The organism is Mycolicibacter nonchromogenicus, from assembly GCF_002101775.1.
Lineage (GTDB): Bacteria > Actinomycetota > Actinomycetes > Mycobacteriales > Mycobacteriaceae > Mycobacterium > Mycobacterium nonchromogenicum.
Genome location: NZ_LQPI01000050.1, coordinates 51,772 through 66,303 on the forward strand (window position 1 = coordinate 51,772; position 14,532 = coordinate 66,303).

Annotated in this window: 14 protein-coding genes and 3 tRNA genes; 7 read left to right on the forward strand and 10 right to left on the reverse strand. The window is 69.3% G+C overall.

All coding sequences use genetic code 11. From position 1 onward, the window contains the following. Positions 1-2 precede the first annotated feature (2 nt). From AWC18_RS14330 to AWC18_RS14340, 3 genes are all read left to right on the forward strand, one after another. Positions 3-866: a DUF3566 domain-containing protein gene (locus tag AWC18_RS14330; protein ID WP_085139165.1), complete on the forward strand. Its 864-nt coding sequence runs from the start codon at positions 3-5 to the stop codon at positions 864-866. Positions 867-950: 84 nt separating this feature from the next. Then, positions 951-1,024 (forward strand) — tRNA-Ile (locus AWC18_RS14335). 12 nt (positions 1,025-1,036) lie between these two features. Then, a tRNA-Ala gene (locus tag AWC18_RS14340) sits at positions 1,037-1,109 on the forward strand. Between the two features lie 33 nt (positions 1,110-1,142). Here AWC18_RS14340 and cwsA read toward each other — a convergent pair. Then, positions 1,143-1,487, reverse strand: coding sequence for a cell wall synthesis protein CwsA (gene cwsA, locus AWC18_RS14345; RefSeq protein WP_085139166.1), 345 nt, complete (start codon positions 1,485-1,487; stop codon positions 1,143-1,145). Positions 1,488-1,527: 40 nt separating this feature from the next. On the opposite strand from cwsA, the gene AWC18_RS14350 reads away from it, so the two are divergent. Beyond that, entirely contained in the window at positions 1,528-2,076 is a 549-nt protein-coding gene (locus AWC18_RS14350; RefSeq protein WP_082961185.1) for a peptidylprolyl isomerase, read from the forward strand. Positions 2,077-2,085: 9 nt separating this feature from the next. Here AWC18_RS14350 and AWC18_RS14355 read toward each other — a convergent pair whose 3' ends face one another. Together AWC18_RS14355 and crgA are read right to left on the reverse strand one after the other, a co-directional pair. Continuing rightward, complete coding sequence (locus AWC18_RS14355) at positions 2,086-2,517, reverse strand: PH domain-containing protein (protein ID WP_085139167.1); 432 nt, start codon at positions 2,515-2,517, stop codon at positions 2,086-2,088. Between the two features lie 141 nt (positions 2,518-2,658). Further along, a complete protein-coding gene (gene crgA / locus AWC18_RS14360) occupies positions 2,659-2,943 on the reverse strand; it encodes a cell division protein CrgA (RefSeq protein WP_064998816.1) in 285 nt (94 codons plus the stop codon). A 101-nt stretch (positions 2,944-3,044) separates the two neighbouring features. Between crgA and AWC18_RS14365 the strand changes: the two genes are divergently transcribed. Beyond that, a complete protein-coding gene (locus AWC18_RS14365; RefSeq protein WP_085139171.1) occupies positions 3,045-3,797 on the forward strand; it encodes a DUF881 domain-containing protein in 753 nt (250 codons plus the stop codon). Between the two features lie 38 nt (positions 3,798-3,835). After that, positions 3,836-4,504 (forward strand): aminodeoxychorismate/anthranilate synthase component II, encoded by a 669-nt coding sequence (locus AWC18_RS14370; RefSeq protein WP_064998850.1) that lies wholly within the window; start codon positions 3,836-3,838, stop codon positions 4,502-4,504. Here the strand turns inward: AWC18_RS14370 and pknB are convergent, their stop codons facing one another. From pknB to AWC18_RS14405, 7 genes are all read right to left on the reverse strand, one after another. Next, positions 4,505-6,379 (reverse strand): Stk1 family PASTA domain-containing Ser/Thr kinase, encoded by a 1,875-nt coding sequence (gene pknB, locus AWC18_RS14375; RefSeq protein WP_085139172.1) that lies wholly within the window; start codon positions 6,377-6,379, stop codon positions 4,505-4,507. It lies immediately after the preceding gene. After that, complete coding sequence (locus tag AWC18_RS14380; RefSeq protein ID WP_064998817.1) at positions 6,376-7,605, reverse strand: protein kinase domain-containing protein; 1,230 nt, start codon at positions 7,603-7,605, stop codon at positions 6,376-6,378. Before AWC18_RS14380 ends, pknB begins: the two co-directional genes overlap by 4 nt. Then, positions 7,602-9,083 (reverse strand): D,D-transpeptidase PbpA, encoded by a 1,482-nt coding sequence (gene pbpA / locus AWC18_RS14385; RefSeq protein ID WP_064998818.1) that lies wholly within the window; start codon positions 9,081-9,083, stop codon positions 7,602-7,604. The genes AWC18_RS14380 and pbpA overlap by 4 nt, the downstream gene beginning before the upstream one ends. Beyond that, positions 9,080-10,489, reverse strand: coding sequence for a peptidoglycan glycosyltransferase RodA (gene rodA, locus AWC18_RS14390; RefSeq protein ID WP_064998848.1), 1,410 nt, complete (start codon positions 10,487-10,489; stop codon positions 9,080-9,082). The genes pbpA and rodA overlap by 4 nt, the downstream gene beginning before the upstream one ends. Positions 10,490-10,539: 50 nt before the next feature. Beyond that, on the reverse strand, positions 10,540-11,988 hold the full coding sequence (locus AWC18_RS14395; RefSeq protein ID WP_085139168.1) for a PP2C family protein-serine/threonine phosphatase: 1,449 nt from the start codon (positions 11,986-11,988) through the stop codon (positions 10,540-10,542). Beyond that, complete coding sequence (locus AWC18_RS14400; protein ID WP_064998820.1) at positions 11,985-12,452, reverse strand: FHA domain-containing protein FhaB/FipA; 468 nt, start codon at positions 12,450-12,452, stop codon at positions 11,985-11,987. Before AWC18_RS14400 ends, AWC18_RS14395 begins: the two co-directional genes overlap by 4 nt. Positions 12,453-12,606: 154 nt before the next feature. Further along, positions 12,607-14,082 carry an FHA domain-containing protein gene (locus AWC18_RS14405; protein WP_085139169.1) on the reverse strand — a complete coding sequence of 492 codons (1,476 nt, stop codon included), beginning with the start codon at positions 14,080-14,082 and terminating at the stop codon, positions 12,607-12,609. Between the two features lie 257 nt (positions 14,083-14,339). On the opposite strand from AWC18_RS14405, the gene AWC18_RS14410 reads away from it, so the two are divergent. Beyond that, positions 14,340-14,422: transfer RNA gene (locus AWC18_RS14410), tRNA-Leu, on the forward strand. The last annotated feature ends 110 nt before the right edge of the window (positions 14,423-14,532 follow it).

A 14,532-nucleotide genomic window follows, 5' to 3' on the forward strand; every position in this document is an offset into this window, starting at 1 on the left:
GGGTGAGCGCACCGAACGAGCCGGGGCACCCGGGCAACGGGGGCAAGACAGAGTCGGCCGGAATTGGTCCGGCCGACCCGGGTCAGCGGCCCCCGAGCCGTCCCGGCCGGATCACCGAGACCGGCGAGGCTCCGCCGTGGCAACGGGCCGGCCAGGCCCGGCCGCCTGCCCCGCCCCGGCCTGCCGATGGCGGCGGCGCACACTCCGCCGGCGTTGACGAGCGGGTACGCCGGTTCGTGTCCGGTACCGCTGCTCCCACAGCGCCGCCGGCACCGAGTGCGCCGCAGCAGGCGCCGGCCAAGCCCCCGGTGCAGCCCAAGCCCCCGGTTCAACAGGCCAAGCCGGCAGCCCAGCCGGCGAAGCCCCCAGCTCAGCCTGCCCAGCCGGCCAAGGGCGCGCCGCCGGTGAAGCCGACGGACGACGCCTACGCCAGCGAACTGCCTGATCTGTCCGAACCGGCGCAGCGGCGGCCTGCGGCCCGCCGGCCGCAGGTGTCGGCGGGGCCGCGCGGTCCACTGCGGGCCAGCATGCAGATCCGCCACATCGAGCCCTGGAGTGCGCTCAAGGTGTCGTTGCTGCTGTCGACGGCGCTGTTCTTCGTCTGGATGATCGCGGTGGCCGTGCTGTACGTCGCTTTGGGCGCGATGGGCGTCTGGAGCAAGTTGAACAGCAACGTGGGCGACCTGTTGACGAACAACACCGCCACCGAACTGGTTTCCGCCGGTTCGATTTTCGGCGGCGCCGCGTTGATCGGGCTGGTGAACATCGTGGTGCTGACCGCGTTGGCCACGCTGGGCGCGGTGATCTACAACCTCAGCACCGACGTCGTCGGCGGTGTGGAGGTAACCCTGGCCGACCGGGACTGACCGCCCGCCTGCCCTGGCCTTTTGGACGCATTTTGGTCGGGGAGCGTTCGGTGCGGTAATCTCGCTCGGTCGTCAGACGACTACGGGCCTATAGCTCAGGCGGTTAGAGCGCTTCGCTGATAACGAAGAGGTCGGAGGTTCGAGTCCTCCTAGGCCCACGAGTCCCACCAGGGGCCTTAGCTCAGTTGGTAGAGCGCTGCCTTTGCAAGGCAGATGTCAGGAGTTCGAATCTCCTAGGCTCCACAACGCGAACGCGTGAGCGTCGCCCTGCGTCTTTCAAACCTTGTGCTGTGCGTCCACACTCGGGGGGCGCGGCGATGCCTCCTGCGGCCGGTTCGACCGCCGGATCAACACCACCGCCGCTCCGCCCGCCAGCACTGCCGCACCGGCGGCCGCCACGAGCGCCCAGGATCGGAAGTGTCGGCGCGGGGCTTCAGCGACATGGGCGGGCAGTTGGCTCTCCCGATAAAGCCGGCGCAGTTCCACGGCCCCGCGGCGCACCGCGGCACCGCTGAGACCGGCGGCGCCACGCGCCACGTCCACCGGCCCGGCGGCGGTATGGGCCAGGCCCCGTGTCAGGCGCTCGCGGTGGGTCAACGGGGTCTCGGTCGCCAGGGGCATGGGCACAACGCTACCCGTGACGCAGCCCACCACGCCGCGAATGGCAGACTGTGCTCCCATGACCTCCAGCTCCATTGCCACCGCAACTGCCACGCTGCACACCAACCGCGGCGACATCAAGATCGCGCTGTTCGGCAACCACGCCCCCAAGACCGTCGCCAACTTCGTCGGCCTGGCTCAGGGCACCAAGGAGTACTCCACCACCAACGCCTCGGGCGGCTCGTCGGGGCCGTTCTACGACGGCGCGGTCTTCCACCGGGTGATCAGCGGCTTCATGATCCAGGGCGGCGACCCGACCGGTACCGGTCGCGGCGGGCCCGGCTACAAGTTCGAGGATGAGTTCCACCCCGAGCTGGTGTTCGACAAGCCCTACCTGCTGGCTATGGCCAACGCCGGCCCCGGCACCAACGGCTCGCAGTTCTTCATCACCGTGGGCCAGACCCCGCACCTGAACCGCAAGCACACCATCTTCGGTGAGGTTGTGGACGCGGACTCGCAGGCCGTTGTGGACGCCATCGCCACCACCGCGACCGACCGGGCCGACCGGCCCACCGAGCCCGTGGTGATCGAGTCGATCACCGTCTCCTGAGCAGGGTGCTCAGCGGCCGGTGTAGCCGGCCGCTGACAGCACCGTGAACACCTCGCGCGGGTCGGTTCCCAGATCCCACCGCGACAGGACCACCATGTCGTCGTCGAGGGTCTCGATCTCCAGCAGCCGGTGCTTGCGCCCGATGCGCTGATACTCCGTGACCCGAAGCCGCGCCACGCTGCCCGGGGTCAGCACCCGGGTGCGCCACCAACCGCGCACCGCCAGGCCGTCGAACGTCAGCGCCAGCTTGGGCCGGGCCCGCCAGGACAACCCGGCAAACACCAACAGGCCGATCCCGGCGATCCCGGCCAGGATGCGTCCGGGCGTATCTGTGGCGATCGTCACAGCGCACACCGCCAACACCACCCCGGCGATGGCGCAGCCGGCGATACCGCCGGGCGCCGGCGACCACTCCGTCTGCCCGTGTTCGTCTTGAGTCATATCGACCTGCGGATTTCGAAGTTATCTACAGGAGTTGTCCACAGTGGGGATAAATCACATCGATGTGATTGAGTCACGCCACAGCGCATCAGCCGGCATCGGCCGCGGCCCGACATCGCCGAAATACCGCGTCTGTGCTGCTCAGTGCCAGCGCATGGTGAGTAGTAGCCCGCTGATCATGAAGGCAAACGCGATGGCGTAGTTCCACGGGCCCAGGTTAGCCATCCAGTCCAGGACCGCGGGAGCGTCCAGCCCGGTGGCACCCAACTGGTACACCATCAGCCACACCAGCCCGAGGAGCATCAGCCCCAGGAACAGTGCGACAAACCATCCGCTCGATGGGCCGCCGGTGACCTTGACCGGGGTACGGCTCACCGACGACGGGGTGAAGGGGGTGATCTTCTTGCGAACCTTGGACTTGGGCATCGGTACCTCGGGAAAGTGCGCCGTGAAGCTGCGAGTATGGGTCGGTACGAGATTAGCCCAGCAGGACCGACCAGCCGAGAACGGGAGAGCCGATGCAGCAGATGGAGCAGCCGTCTCCTCGCCGCCGCTCCCCCTGGCAGATCGGAGTCCCGCTGGTCTGTCTGCTGGCGGGGCTGCTGCTGGCGGCCACCCACGGGGTCTCCGGCGGCAAGGAGATCCGGCGCGGAGATGCTCCCCGCCTGGTCGATCTGGTCCGCGCGACCCAGGCCACGGTGGAAGATCTCACCGCCCAGCGTGACGCGCTGGCCACCGCGGTGGGCTCCGTACACGGCCGGGGATCCGGGGTCGCGCTGTCGGCCATGCGCAAGCGCAGCGAGGAACTCATTGAGGCCGCGGGACTGGAGGCCATGCACGGACCGGGTCTGGTGGTGACCCTCACCGATGCCCAGCGCGACGCCAACGGCCGATTCCCCCGCGACGCCTCCCCCGACGACCTGGTGGTGCACCAGCAGGACATCTCCGCCGTGCTCAACGCACTGTGGAGCGCCGGCGCCGAAGCGGTGCAGATGCAGGACCAACGGATCACCGCGGCCTCGGCGCCGCGCTGCGTGGGCAACACCCTGCTGTTGGACGGCCGGACCTACAGCCCGCCCTACGTGGTGACCGCGATCGGTGACCCGGCCGCGATGCAGGCCGCCCTGGCCGCCGATCCCCTAATCAACATCTACAAGCAGTACGTGATCCGGTTCGGCCTGGGCTACACCGAGCAGGTCGGTACCGACCTGCAGGTCGCCGAGACGCCGGCCGTCGCCCGGATGCGTTACGCCGTGCCGGCCGGCCCCGTCGACTACTGACACAGTTGGCGCCGGCGCGCGGCGGTAGCCTGTTGGTCGTGCGGATCCTCGTCGTCGACAATTACGACAGCTTTGTGTTCAACCTGGTCCAGTATCTGGGCCAGCTGGGTGTGCAGGCTGCCGTCTGGCGCAACGACGACGCCCGCCTCGCCGACCCCGCCGCTGCCGTGGCCGACTTCGACGGCGTGCTGCTGAGCCCCGGACCGGGGACACCGGAACGTGCCGGCGCCTCGATCGCCTTGGTCGGCGCCTGCGCGGCCGCGGGGATTCCCGTGCTGGGGGTCTGCCTGGGACACCAGGCGATCGGCGTCGCATTCGGCGGCACCGTGGGCCGGGCGCCCGAGCTGCTGCACGGCAAGACCAGCACGGTGTTCCACACCGACGCCGGGGTGCTCAAGGGTCTGCCGGACCCGTTCACGGCCACCCGCTACCACTCCCTGACGATCCTGCCCGAGACGCTGCCCCCCGTCCTGGAGGCGACGGCCCGCACCCGCAGCGGGGTGATCATGGCGGTGCGGCACACCGAGCTGCCCATCCACGGGGTGCAGTTCCACCCGGAGTCCATCCTCACCGAGGGCGGGCACCGGATGCTGGCCAACTGGCTGGGTTACTGCGGCTACACCTGTGACGACGCCTTGGTGCGCCGGCTGGAGGCGGAGATCTCCGCGACGGTGCAGAACGCCCGCCCGCCCGCTCCCGTTCCGTAGCTACTGGCCGAAACGCAGCGTGATGTTGCCGTCGGTGTTCACACCCTGGCCGGCCGCCGGGCTCTGGTAGAGCACCCGGTTGTGCCCGGAGCCGCCGCCGTCGATGTCGGCGCCCTTGACCAGCACTCCGGTCCAGCCCAGCGCCCGCAGCTGCGGTTCGGCGTCGGTCCAGAACATGCCGGTCAGATCGGGCATCACAAACTGGTTGCCCCGGGACACCCGCAGCTCGATCACCGCGTCGAGGGGCGCCGTCTCACCACTGGGCGGGCTGGTGGCGATCACCTCACCGGCCGGACGCGGACTGTCCGCCGTGACCTCGGTGATCTTGGTGAAGCCGTAGACGGCCAGGTTCTTCTGCGCCAGCTCCACCGGCTGGCCGGTGACGTCGGGCACGGGCTTGGTGGCCGGGCCGCTGCCGATCACGATGATGATCTCGTTGGTGACCGCGGTGGTCTGATTCGCCGGCGGGTTGGTGCCCACCACTTTGTCTTTGAGTTCCGGGGTGGACGGCGAGTCGACCTGCTTGAACTTGCCGAATCCGGCGGCGGTCAGCTTCTTGACCGCGTCGGCGTAGCTCAGGGTCGCCACGTCGGGAACCTGGCGCTGTTCCGGCCCGTAAGACACTTCGACGGTGATCCTGTCGCCCTTGTTCGCCGGGGCGCCGGCGGGCGGGTCGGTGCCGATCACGTGGTCGGGTGGGACGGTGGAGTCGGCGCGCTGCTCGGTGCGGGTCTTGAAGCCCTTGTTCTGCAGCTCGGCGACCGCGTCGACCGACGCATATCCGCTGACGTCGGGAACCTGAATCTGGTGGGTGCGGCCGCCGAACGCGTTGATCGACACCGTGACGATCACGGTCAGCACGGCGAGCACGATCGCCGCGATCAGCCAGCGGCCCACCGACCCCGGCCGCTCATGGCCGAAGTCGAGTTCCTGGCGGGGCAGCGGGTCGGTGTGCGCGCCGGAGCCGTCGCCGGGGCGCGGCGTCATGATCGAGGCGCGTTCGGCCTCGGTGAGCACCCGAGGAGCTTCGGGCGTCTCACCGTTGTGGACCCGCACCAGATCGGCGCGCATCTCCGCGGCGGTCTGGTAACGGTTGTCCGGGTTCTTCGCCAGCGCCTTGAGCACCACGGCGTCCAGATCGGGAGGCAGGCCCGGGAGCCGCTGCGACGGAGGCACCGGGTCTTCGCGGACGTGCTGGTAGGCCACCGCCACCGGCGAGTCGCCCACGAAAGGCGGGTCGCCGGTGAGGATTTCGTACAGCACGCAGCCCAGTGAGTAGACGTCGGAACGCGCATCGACGGTGTCGCCGCGAGCCTGTTCGGGTGACAGGTACTGGGCGGTGCCGATCACGGCGGCGGTCTGGGTGACGCTGTTGCCGGCGTCGGCGACGGCACGCGCGATGCCGAAGTCCATGACCTTCACCGCGTTGTGCTCGTCGATCATGATGTTGGCCGGTTTGACGTCGCGGTGGATGATGCCGTGCTGGTGGCTGAAATGCAGCGCCTGGCAGGCGTCCGCGATCACCTCGATGGCGCGGATCGGCGGCATCGGGCCGTCGTTGTGCACGATGTCGCGCAGCGTGACGCCCTCCACCAGCTCCATCACGATGTAGGGCAGCGGGCCGGCCGGAGTGTCGGCTTCACCGGTGTCGTAGACGGCCACGATCGCCGGGTGGTTCAGCGCAGCGGCGTTCTGGGCCTCGCGCCGGAAACGCAGGTAGAAGCTGGGGTCGCGGGCTAGGTCGGCGCGCAGCACCTTCACCGCCACCTCGCGATGCAGCCGGGTGTCGACGGCGCGGTGTACCTCCGACATCCCGCCGAAGCCGAGGATCTCGCCGAGTTCGTAGCGGTCGGAAAGCCGCTGAGGCGTGGTCACGGCGACGTCCTCTGCCAAGTCCACCCCGACGAGTGCGCGGGCGGTGGCTCCGATGGTTCCGGGGCGGGCGAGCTGGTCAGCGGTGCCCCGGTGTCGGTGACGGTGGCCGGCGCCAGCGAGCCTCCCGGGCTCTTGGCGTTGACCACGATCAGCACCGCGATGATGATCGCCAGCGTGCCGAGCACGCCGGCCGCCCACAGCAGTGCGCGCTGCCCGGCGGTGAAGGTGCGCCGCGGTGGGGGCGTGCGATGGTTGCCGCTGGGCCGGGCCCGGCGTGCCGCGGTGGCCCGGGCCGACACGGGTGCGGCGGCGCGGGTGGCGGTGACGCCCGATGGGATGGCCGACGGGGCGGCGCGTCCGGCCGGCAGCGCCTGGCTGGGCCGGGTGGGCCGGCGCCCGGATCGCACCGCGGCCACCGAGTCGGCGAACGGGCCGCCACTGCGGTAGCGCATGCTCGGGTTCTTGGCCAGCGTGATCTCGATCAGTTCCCGCACGTTGGGCGGCAACTCCGCCGGCAGCGGCGGAGGCGGCTCCTTGATGTGTTTCATCGCGACGGTCAGCGCACCGTCGCCGGTGAACGGCCGACGGCCGGAGAGCACCTCGTAGCCCACCACACCCAGCGAGTACACGTCACTGGCTGCGGTGGCGTCTTGACCAAGCGCCTGTTCCGGGGCGATGTACTGGGCGGTGCCCATCACCATGCCGGTCTGGGTGACCGGGGCGGCGTCGACGGCCTTGGCGATACCGAAGTCGGTGATCTTCACCTGGCCGGTGGGCGTGATCATGATGTTGCCGGGCTTGACGTCACGGTGCACCAGCCCGGTGCTGTGCGCCACCTGCAGTGCGCGCCCGGTCTGCTCCAGCATGTCCAGGGCGTGCCGCAGCGACAACCGCCCGGTCCTCTTGAGCACAGAGTTCAGCGGCTCACCGTTGACCAACTCCATCACCAGGAACGCGGTGCGGCCCTCGCCGTCCAGTTCGGTCTCGCCGTAGTCGTGCACGCTGGCGATGCCCGGGTGGTTGAGCATCGCGGTGTTGCGTGCCTCGGCGCGGAACCGCTCGATGAACTCCGGGTCCGAGGAGAACTCCGGCTTGAGCACCTTGACCGCGACCCGGCGACCCAGCCGATTGTCGACGGCCTCCCACACCTGACCCATACCGCCCGTGGCGATGAGCCGCTGCAACCGATAACGCCCGGCCAGTGCCGCGCCGACCTGGGGACTCATGAGCTCCCCTGCAGGGCTGCTTGGATGACGGCGCGCCCGATCGGTGCGGCCAGGGCACCGCCGGTGGCTGCCAAGCGGTCGCCGCCGCCTTCGACCACGACGGCAACGGCCACTTTCGGGGCGTTGGCCGGGGCAAAGGCGATGTACCACGCGTGCGGCGGGGTGTTCCGCGGATCGGGACCGTGTTCGGCGGTACCGGTCTTCGACGCGATCTGTACGCCCGGGATGGCCCCCTCCTGCTGGGTCATTCTTTCGGCGTCGATCATTAGTTCAGTTAGCTTAGCCGCGACCTGCGAGGACACTGCACGCTGCTGCTCGTGCGGTTGGGTGGTGGCGATACCCGCCAGGTCCGGCCCCTCCAGACCGTCGACCAGGTACGGCTGCATCGCCATGCCGCCGTTGGCGATGGCCGCGGCGACCATCGCATTCGTCAACGGGGTGATCGCGACATCCTTCTGGCCGATGCTGGTCATGCCGAGGGCGGCCGCGTCGCCGATCCGGCCGACGGTGGATTCGGCGACCTGCAGCGGGATCGGTTCGGGGGTGGTGTCCAGCCCGAACCCCTGGGCAGTGCTGCGCAGAGCGTCCACGCCGGTACGAATACCCAACTGAACGAACGCGGTGTTGCAGGAACGAGCGAACGCCACCCGCAGGGGAACGGTCTGCTCATTGGTGCCCTCGCAGGTGGTGCCGCCGTAGTTCTCCAGCGTGACCGTGCTGTCGGGCAGCGCGATGCGCGCCGCGTTGGTGAGCGGCTCGTTCTCGTTGACGCCGGCCTGCAGCGCCGCAGCTGTGGTGATCACCTTGAACGTCGAGCCCGGGGGGTAGGTCTCGCTGATGGCCCGGTTGGTCAATGGTGAGGCGGGGTCATCACGCAGTTGTTGCCAAGCCTGCCCCTGCTGGGCCGAGTCGTGCGAGGACAGCAGGTTGGGGTCATACGACGGCGCCGACACCATCGCCAGGATCTTGCCGGTGCTGGGCTCCACGGCCACCACCGCGCCGCGGCAGCCGCCGGTGCAGCCCTTCTGCATGGCCTCCCAGCCGGCCTGCTGCACCCGGGGCCGGATCGTGGTCTCGACCGTGCCGCCGCGGGGGCTGCGGCCGGTGAAGAAGTCGGCCAACCGCAGGCCGAACAACCGCGGATCAGAGCCGTTGAGCACGGTGTCCTCGGCGCGCTCGAGGCCGCTGCTGGAGTAGCGCAGCGAGTAGAACCCGGTGACCGGGGCATAGACCTCCGGGTCGGGGTAGATGCGCTGGTACTTGATCCGGTCGTCGGTCGCCACCGAGTAGGCCAACAGCTGGCCGGCGGCGGTGATCTGGCCGCGTTGCCGGGAGTATTCGTCGAGCAGCACCCGCTGGTTGCGCGGGTCGGCGCGCAGGCCGTCGGCGGCGAAGACCTGGGTCAGGGTGGCATTGCCCAACAGCAGCACGATCAGCGCCATCAGGGTCATGGTCACGCGACGCAGTGAGGTATTCATACGCGCTCGATCACCGCCGTGCCGGTGTCGCCCATCGGAGCCGGACGCACCGGGTGGGTGCTCAGCGGACGGCGGGCCGCGTGCGAGACGCGCAGCACGATCGCCAGCAGCACATAGTTGGCCAGTAACGACGAACCGCCATAGGACAGCCACGGCGTGGTGAGGCCGGTCAGCGGAATCAGCTTCGTCACGCCGCCGACCACGATGAACAGCTGAATGCCCAAGGTGGCGGCCAAACCGGCGGCCAACAGCTTTCCGAAGCTGTCGCGCACCGCGATGGCTGTCCGCATACCGCGCACGATCACGATGGTGTACAGGATCAGCACGCCGGCGAGCCCGACCAGACCCAGTTCCTCACCGAACGCGGCGATGATGAAGTCCGTCGACGCCGCGGGCACATAACCGGGCTGGCCGTTGCCCAGCCCGGTGCCGAAGATGCCGCCGGTGGCGAAGCTGAACAGGGACTGCACCATCTGGTAGCCGGCACCTTCCGGGTCGGCGAAGGGGTCCAGCCAGGTCTGCACGCGCACCCGAACGTGGCTGAACAGGAAGTAGGCGGCCGTGCTGCCAGCGATGAACAGCAGCAGGCCGATCACCATCCAGCTGAATCGGCGGGTGGCCAGGTAGACCACCACCAGGAACGACGTGTACAGCAGCAGCGAGGTGCCGAGGTCCTTCTCGAACGCCATGACGCCGACCGAGATCACCCAGGCGGCCAGCAGCGGCGCCAGGTCGCGGGGCCGGGGCAGGTTCATACCCAAGACGTGCTTGCCGGCGCTGGTGAACAGCCGGCGTTTGGACACCAGCACCGCGGCAAAGAAGATCAGCAACAAGATCTTGGAGAATTCGGCGGGCTGAATGGAGAAGCCCGGCAACCGAATCCAGATCTTGGCGCCTTGGCTCTCGGACAGCGATGCGGGCAGCAGGGCGGGGATCACCAGCAGCACCAGGCCGACCAGGCCGCAGATGTAGCCACTGCCGGCGAGCTGGCGGTGATCCTTGAGCGTCACCAGCACCAGGGCGAAGACGCCGACACCCACCAGGGTCCACAACATCTGCGCGCTGACGCCGGGACGAGCGTCGGCGCCGTCGATCGCGACCCCCAGGTCGATGCGGTGGATCATCACCAGCCCGAGGCCGTTGAGCAGGGCCACCACCGGCAGCAGCAGCGGGTCGGCATAACGTGCCGATCGCCGGATGACCAGGTGCGCGAAGCCGAACAGCATCAGAAAGGCGACCCCGTAACCGACCAGGTCCCAGCGCAGGCCCTGCTCGTGACCGGCCTCGACGATCAGCATCGCCACCGCGACGATCACGGCGGCGAAGCACAACAGCAGCAGTTCGGCATTACGTCGATCCGGCAGCGCCGGGGTCACCGACACCGGGGGCTGCGGCGCGGTGCTCACATCGCCCTGGTCTTGCCCATCGCCGCGCCCTGCCTCCTCCTCGACGCGGGTCATGAGGCTGTCCGGCAGTCGGTCCCCGGTTCTGGAGGGGCCGGCGGCAGGTTGGTCAGGGTCGGCGGGCGGGGCTTTCCGGAGCTTCGTGGTGGCGGAGGCGGTCCGGGCCGCGGACCGGTCGGGACGAGCCCCGGGGATTGGCTGCGCGACGGGGTGGTGCTGGTGGTGGTGCCGTGCGGGCACGGCGGCAGCAGTGCGTCGTGGGCCAGATTGCGCAGTTGGGTGATCGCGTCGTCGAGTGTGCCGGCGGGAAGGCCGTTGCTGACCTGTTGGCGGGCCGGCGGGCGGAGGTCCTGCAGCGTCATCAGCCGGCAGCTCAGTATGTCGCCGGACTGACTGAAGCTGATCTGTACCAGCTCGCCCTTGCTGTCCAGGCAGCCGAGCAGGTAGGGCTCCTGCAGCGGCACACCGAGGATCGAGCCCTGCACGCCGCGCATGATCGCCACCGTGCCGCCGTAGGCGGTGACGTAGTAGTTGGTGCGGACCACCGCCCGCCCGATCAGCAGCCCGGCGCCCAGCAGGGCCAGCAGCAGTACCGCGACCAGAAACATGCGCCGCCGGGAGCGGGGCGGCCGCTCCGGGGTTTCCATGCGCGGCAGCGCCCGCTTGGCGACGGTCTTGCGCGGGGAGATCGCCGATGCCCGACCGGCGGCGGTGTCGAGGGAGATCAGATGGTCGTCGTCGCTGTCGGAGACGGCCCCGGCCAGGATCGGCTGGGTCTGGCCGTAGTCGACGTCGACGACATCGGCCACCACCACCGTGACGTTGTCGGGGCCGCCGCCGCGCAGCGCCAACTCGATGAGGCGCAGCGCGCACTCGTTGACGTCGGGGATCTGCAGCGCCTCGTAGATGGTCTCGGTGCTCACCGGGTCCGACAGCCCGTCGGAGCACAGCAGGTAACGGTCGCCGGCCTGCGCCTCGCGCATGATCAGCGTCGGCTCCACCTCGTGGCCGGTCAGCGCCCGCATGATCAGGGAGCGCTGCGGATGGCTGTGCGCCTCCTCCAAGGTGATGCGGCCCTCGTCGACCAGGGTCTGCACGAACGTGTCGTCCTTGGTGATCTGGGTGAGCTCGCCGTCGCGCAACAGGTAGCCGCGGGAGTCGCCGATGTGGGCCAGCCCCAGCCGCGGACCGGCGAACAGGATGGTGGTCAAGGTGGTGCCCATGCCTTCGAGCTCGGGGTGCTCTTCGACATAGGCCGCGATGGCCGCGTTGCCCTCCTGCACGGCGCTTTCCAGCTTGGCCAACAGGTCGCCGCCGGGCTCGTCGTCGTCGAGGTGCGCCAGCGCGGCGATCACCAGTTGTGACGCGACTTCCCCGGCCGCGTGCCCGCCCATGCCGTCGGCCAGGGCCAGCAGCCGAGCTCCGGCATAGACGGAGTCCTCGTTGTTGGAACGCACCAGACCGCGGTCACTGCGGGCGGCGTACCGCAGAACCAGGCTCACCGGCGGAGCTCGATCGCGGTCTTGCCGATGCGTATCGGCGTGCCGATCGGAACCCGTACCGCAGTGGTCACTTTCACCCTGTCAAGGTAGGTGCCATTGGTCGATCCCAGATCTTCGACATACCATTCCGTGCCCCGCTGCGACAGCCGAGCGTGCCGGGTGGAGGCGTAGTCGTCGGTGAGCACCAGCGTGGAGTCGTCGGCGCGGCCCACCAGAACCGGCTGATCACTGAGTGCAATGCGGACCCCGGTCAACGGTCCCTCGGTCACCACCAGATAGCGCGCGCCGGTCCGTTGCTGACGCGGTGGCAGCAGCACGCCCCGAATGGACAGCCCGCGGCGGGCCATCACCGCGTTGGCGGGTGCGTAGATGTCGGCCTGCAGAATCCGCAGGACCGACCAGATGAACAGCCACAACAACGTCAAAAAACCGGCTCGCGTCAGCTGCAGTACCAGTCCCTGCATCCGGCGTCCTCTCCGTCGTCGCGCAGCCCACAGCGTGCTCCGGGGGACGGAGCACTTCGGCAAGGTCACGATACTTGGGCGCGGGCGGCCGTAGGGCGAAGCGGCAGCGCTTGCTGGTTTGGGTTTTATCGGCCGGCGGCGCTGCCCGCCGTGCCTAGTGGACCCTAACGATGATCTCGGAGTGTCCCAGCCGGATGACATCACCGTCAGCCAACTGCCATTCCTGGACGGGGGCGTTGTTCACCGTGGTGCCGTTGGTCGAGTTCAGGTCCGACAGCAGGGCCACCCGGCCGTCCCACCGGATCTCGAGGTGACGGCGCGAGACCCCGGTGTCGGGCAACCGGAACTGGGCGTCCTGGCCGCGGCCCACCACGTTGGTGCCTTCGTGCAGCTGGTAGGTCCGGCCGCTGCCGTCGTCGAGCTGCAGGGTCACCGTGGTGGGTGCGGAGTAGGCGCGCTGGCCGTAGCCGCCGCCCGCAGCCTCCCCGTAACCGCCCTGGGCCGCCTGGCCGTAGTCGTGGCCGTAGTCGTAACCCCCTTGGGCGCCCGCAGCCTCGCCGTAGCCGCCCTGGCCCGGCTGGCCGTAGTCGTAGGCGGCGGGAGCCGCAGGGGCCTCGCCGTAGCCGGGCTGGCCGTATCCCGGCTGGCCGTAGTCCTGCCGGCCGTACTGGCCACCCTGCTCATACCCGCCCTGGTCGGGGTAGGCGGGGCGCTGTTCGTACTGGCCCTCGGGGTAGGCGTACTCCTCGTGGCGGGCCGGCGGGCGCTCGTACTCGCCGTAGCCGGGTGGGCCGCCGGCCGGGTAGGCGGATGCCGGGGGCTGGTGCTGGGGGTAGCCCTGCTCATATCCGGCGGGAGCGCCGTAGCCGCTGGGCGGACGCTGCTCGTACGGCTGGGCCGGCGGGGCGTAGCCGCCACCCTGGCCGGGGTAGCCACCCTGTTCGGGACGACGCGGCGGGGCGTACGCGCCGTGGCCACCCTGGCCATGCTCGGGCCAGCCGCCGCGCTGCTCCGGCTGGTAGTGCTCGGGCTCGGGAGTGTAGGGACCACGCGGGTCCGGACCGCCGCGAGCATCGTCGGCGGGCCGACCGTAGCGGGGGTCGTAGTGCTCGTCGCCGGGACGATCCTGCCCGTGGGCGCCGCGGTAGCTCGGGTTATCGGTCATCGGTGGCACTCCTGTATCTGCGGTAAACGCATGAACTGATTGTGGCGGGCGGGATTCATGGGGCGTTTCTTGGGGGCGGGCGTCAGGGTTGACGCCGCCCCGTGCGCGGACCTGGCCGGTTCGCAGGCTCGGCGACTCCTGGAACCGAACAACCACGTCACCATGCGTTTGCCACCCCTGTTCGCCGATGTACCCGGCCAGATGCCGGGCGAAGGCTTTCGACGTCAGGTTCTGGTCGGCGCCCAGCTTGTCGTAGTCGTCCCCACCGAGGGTAATGACGTATTCGTTGGGCGCCAAAAGTTGATTTCCCGTAAGGGAACGCACCCCGGCGGCGGCTTCACGGCGCAACGCAGCCTCGACTTCCTCGGGGAGGACTTCCCCTCCGAAGACTCGGGCCATCGCGTCCTCCACAGCGGATTCGAGTTTGCGCTCGATGCGATGAACCAGCCCACGCTGGCTGTCCAAGCTGCTACCCGCCTAACTCTCCGCCGTCACTAGCCCTGTCGGGGACGCTGCCGCGGCGTGTCGCTCAGCTGCATCCGCCCTGGACATGGTATCGACCCGGGGTGCTGCGGCGGCACCCTTCTATGGCGGAGAATCGGATAAGACCAGGTCACGAAGGGATCACAGTGACCGGCCCGGGGGCCAGGCGGCACCGGGCCGCGGCCCGGAGCCGATTTTTAAAGGGGCGGGGGACCCGTGATAGGCTCCCCCGGTTGCTCGGGCGAGTGGCGGAATGGCAGACGCGCTGGCTTCAGGTGCCAGTGTCCTTCGGGACGTGGGGGTTCAAGTCCCCCTTCGCCCACAGTGAGCGGTTCTACGAACTGCCGGCACTTAGTGTTGACGACGGTCGAAAACTAGGCCAGAAGCGACGGTGAAAAGTAGGCCACGTGGTCGTGGTTATTGTGCCGTGTT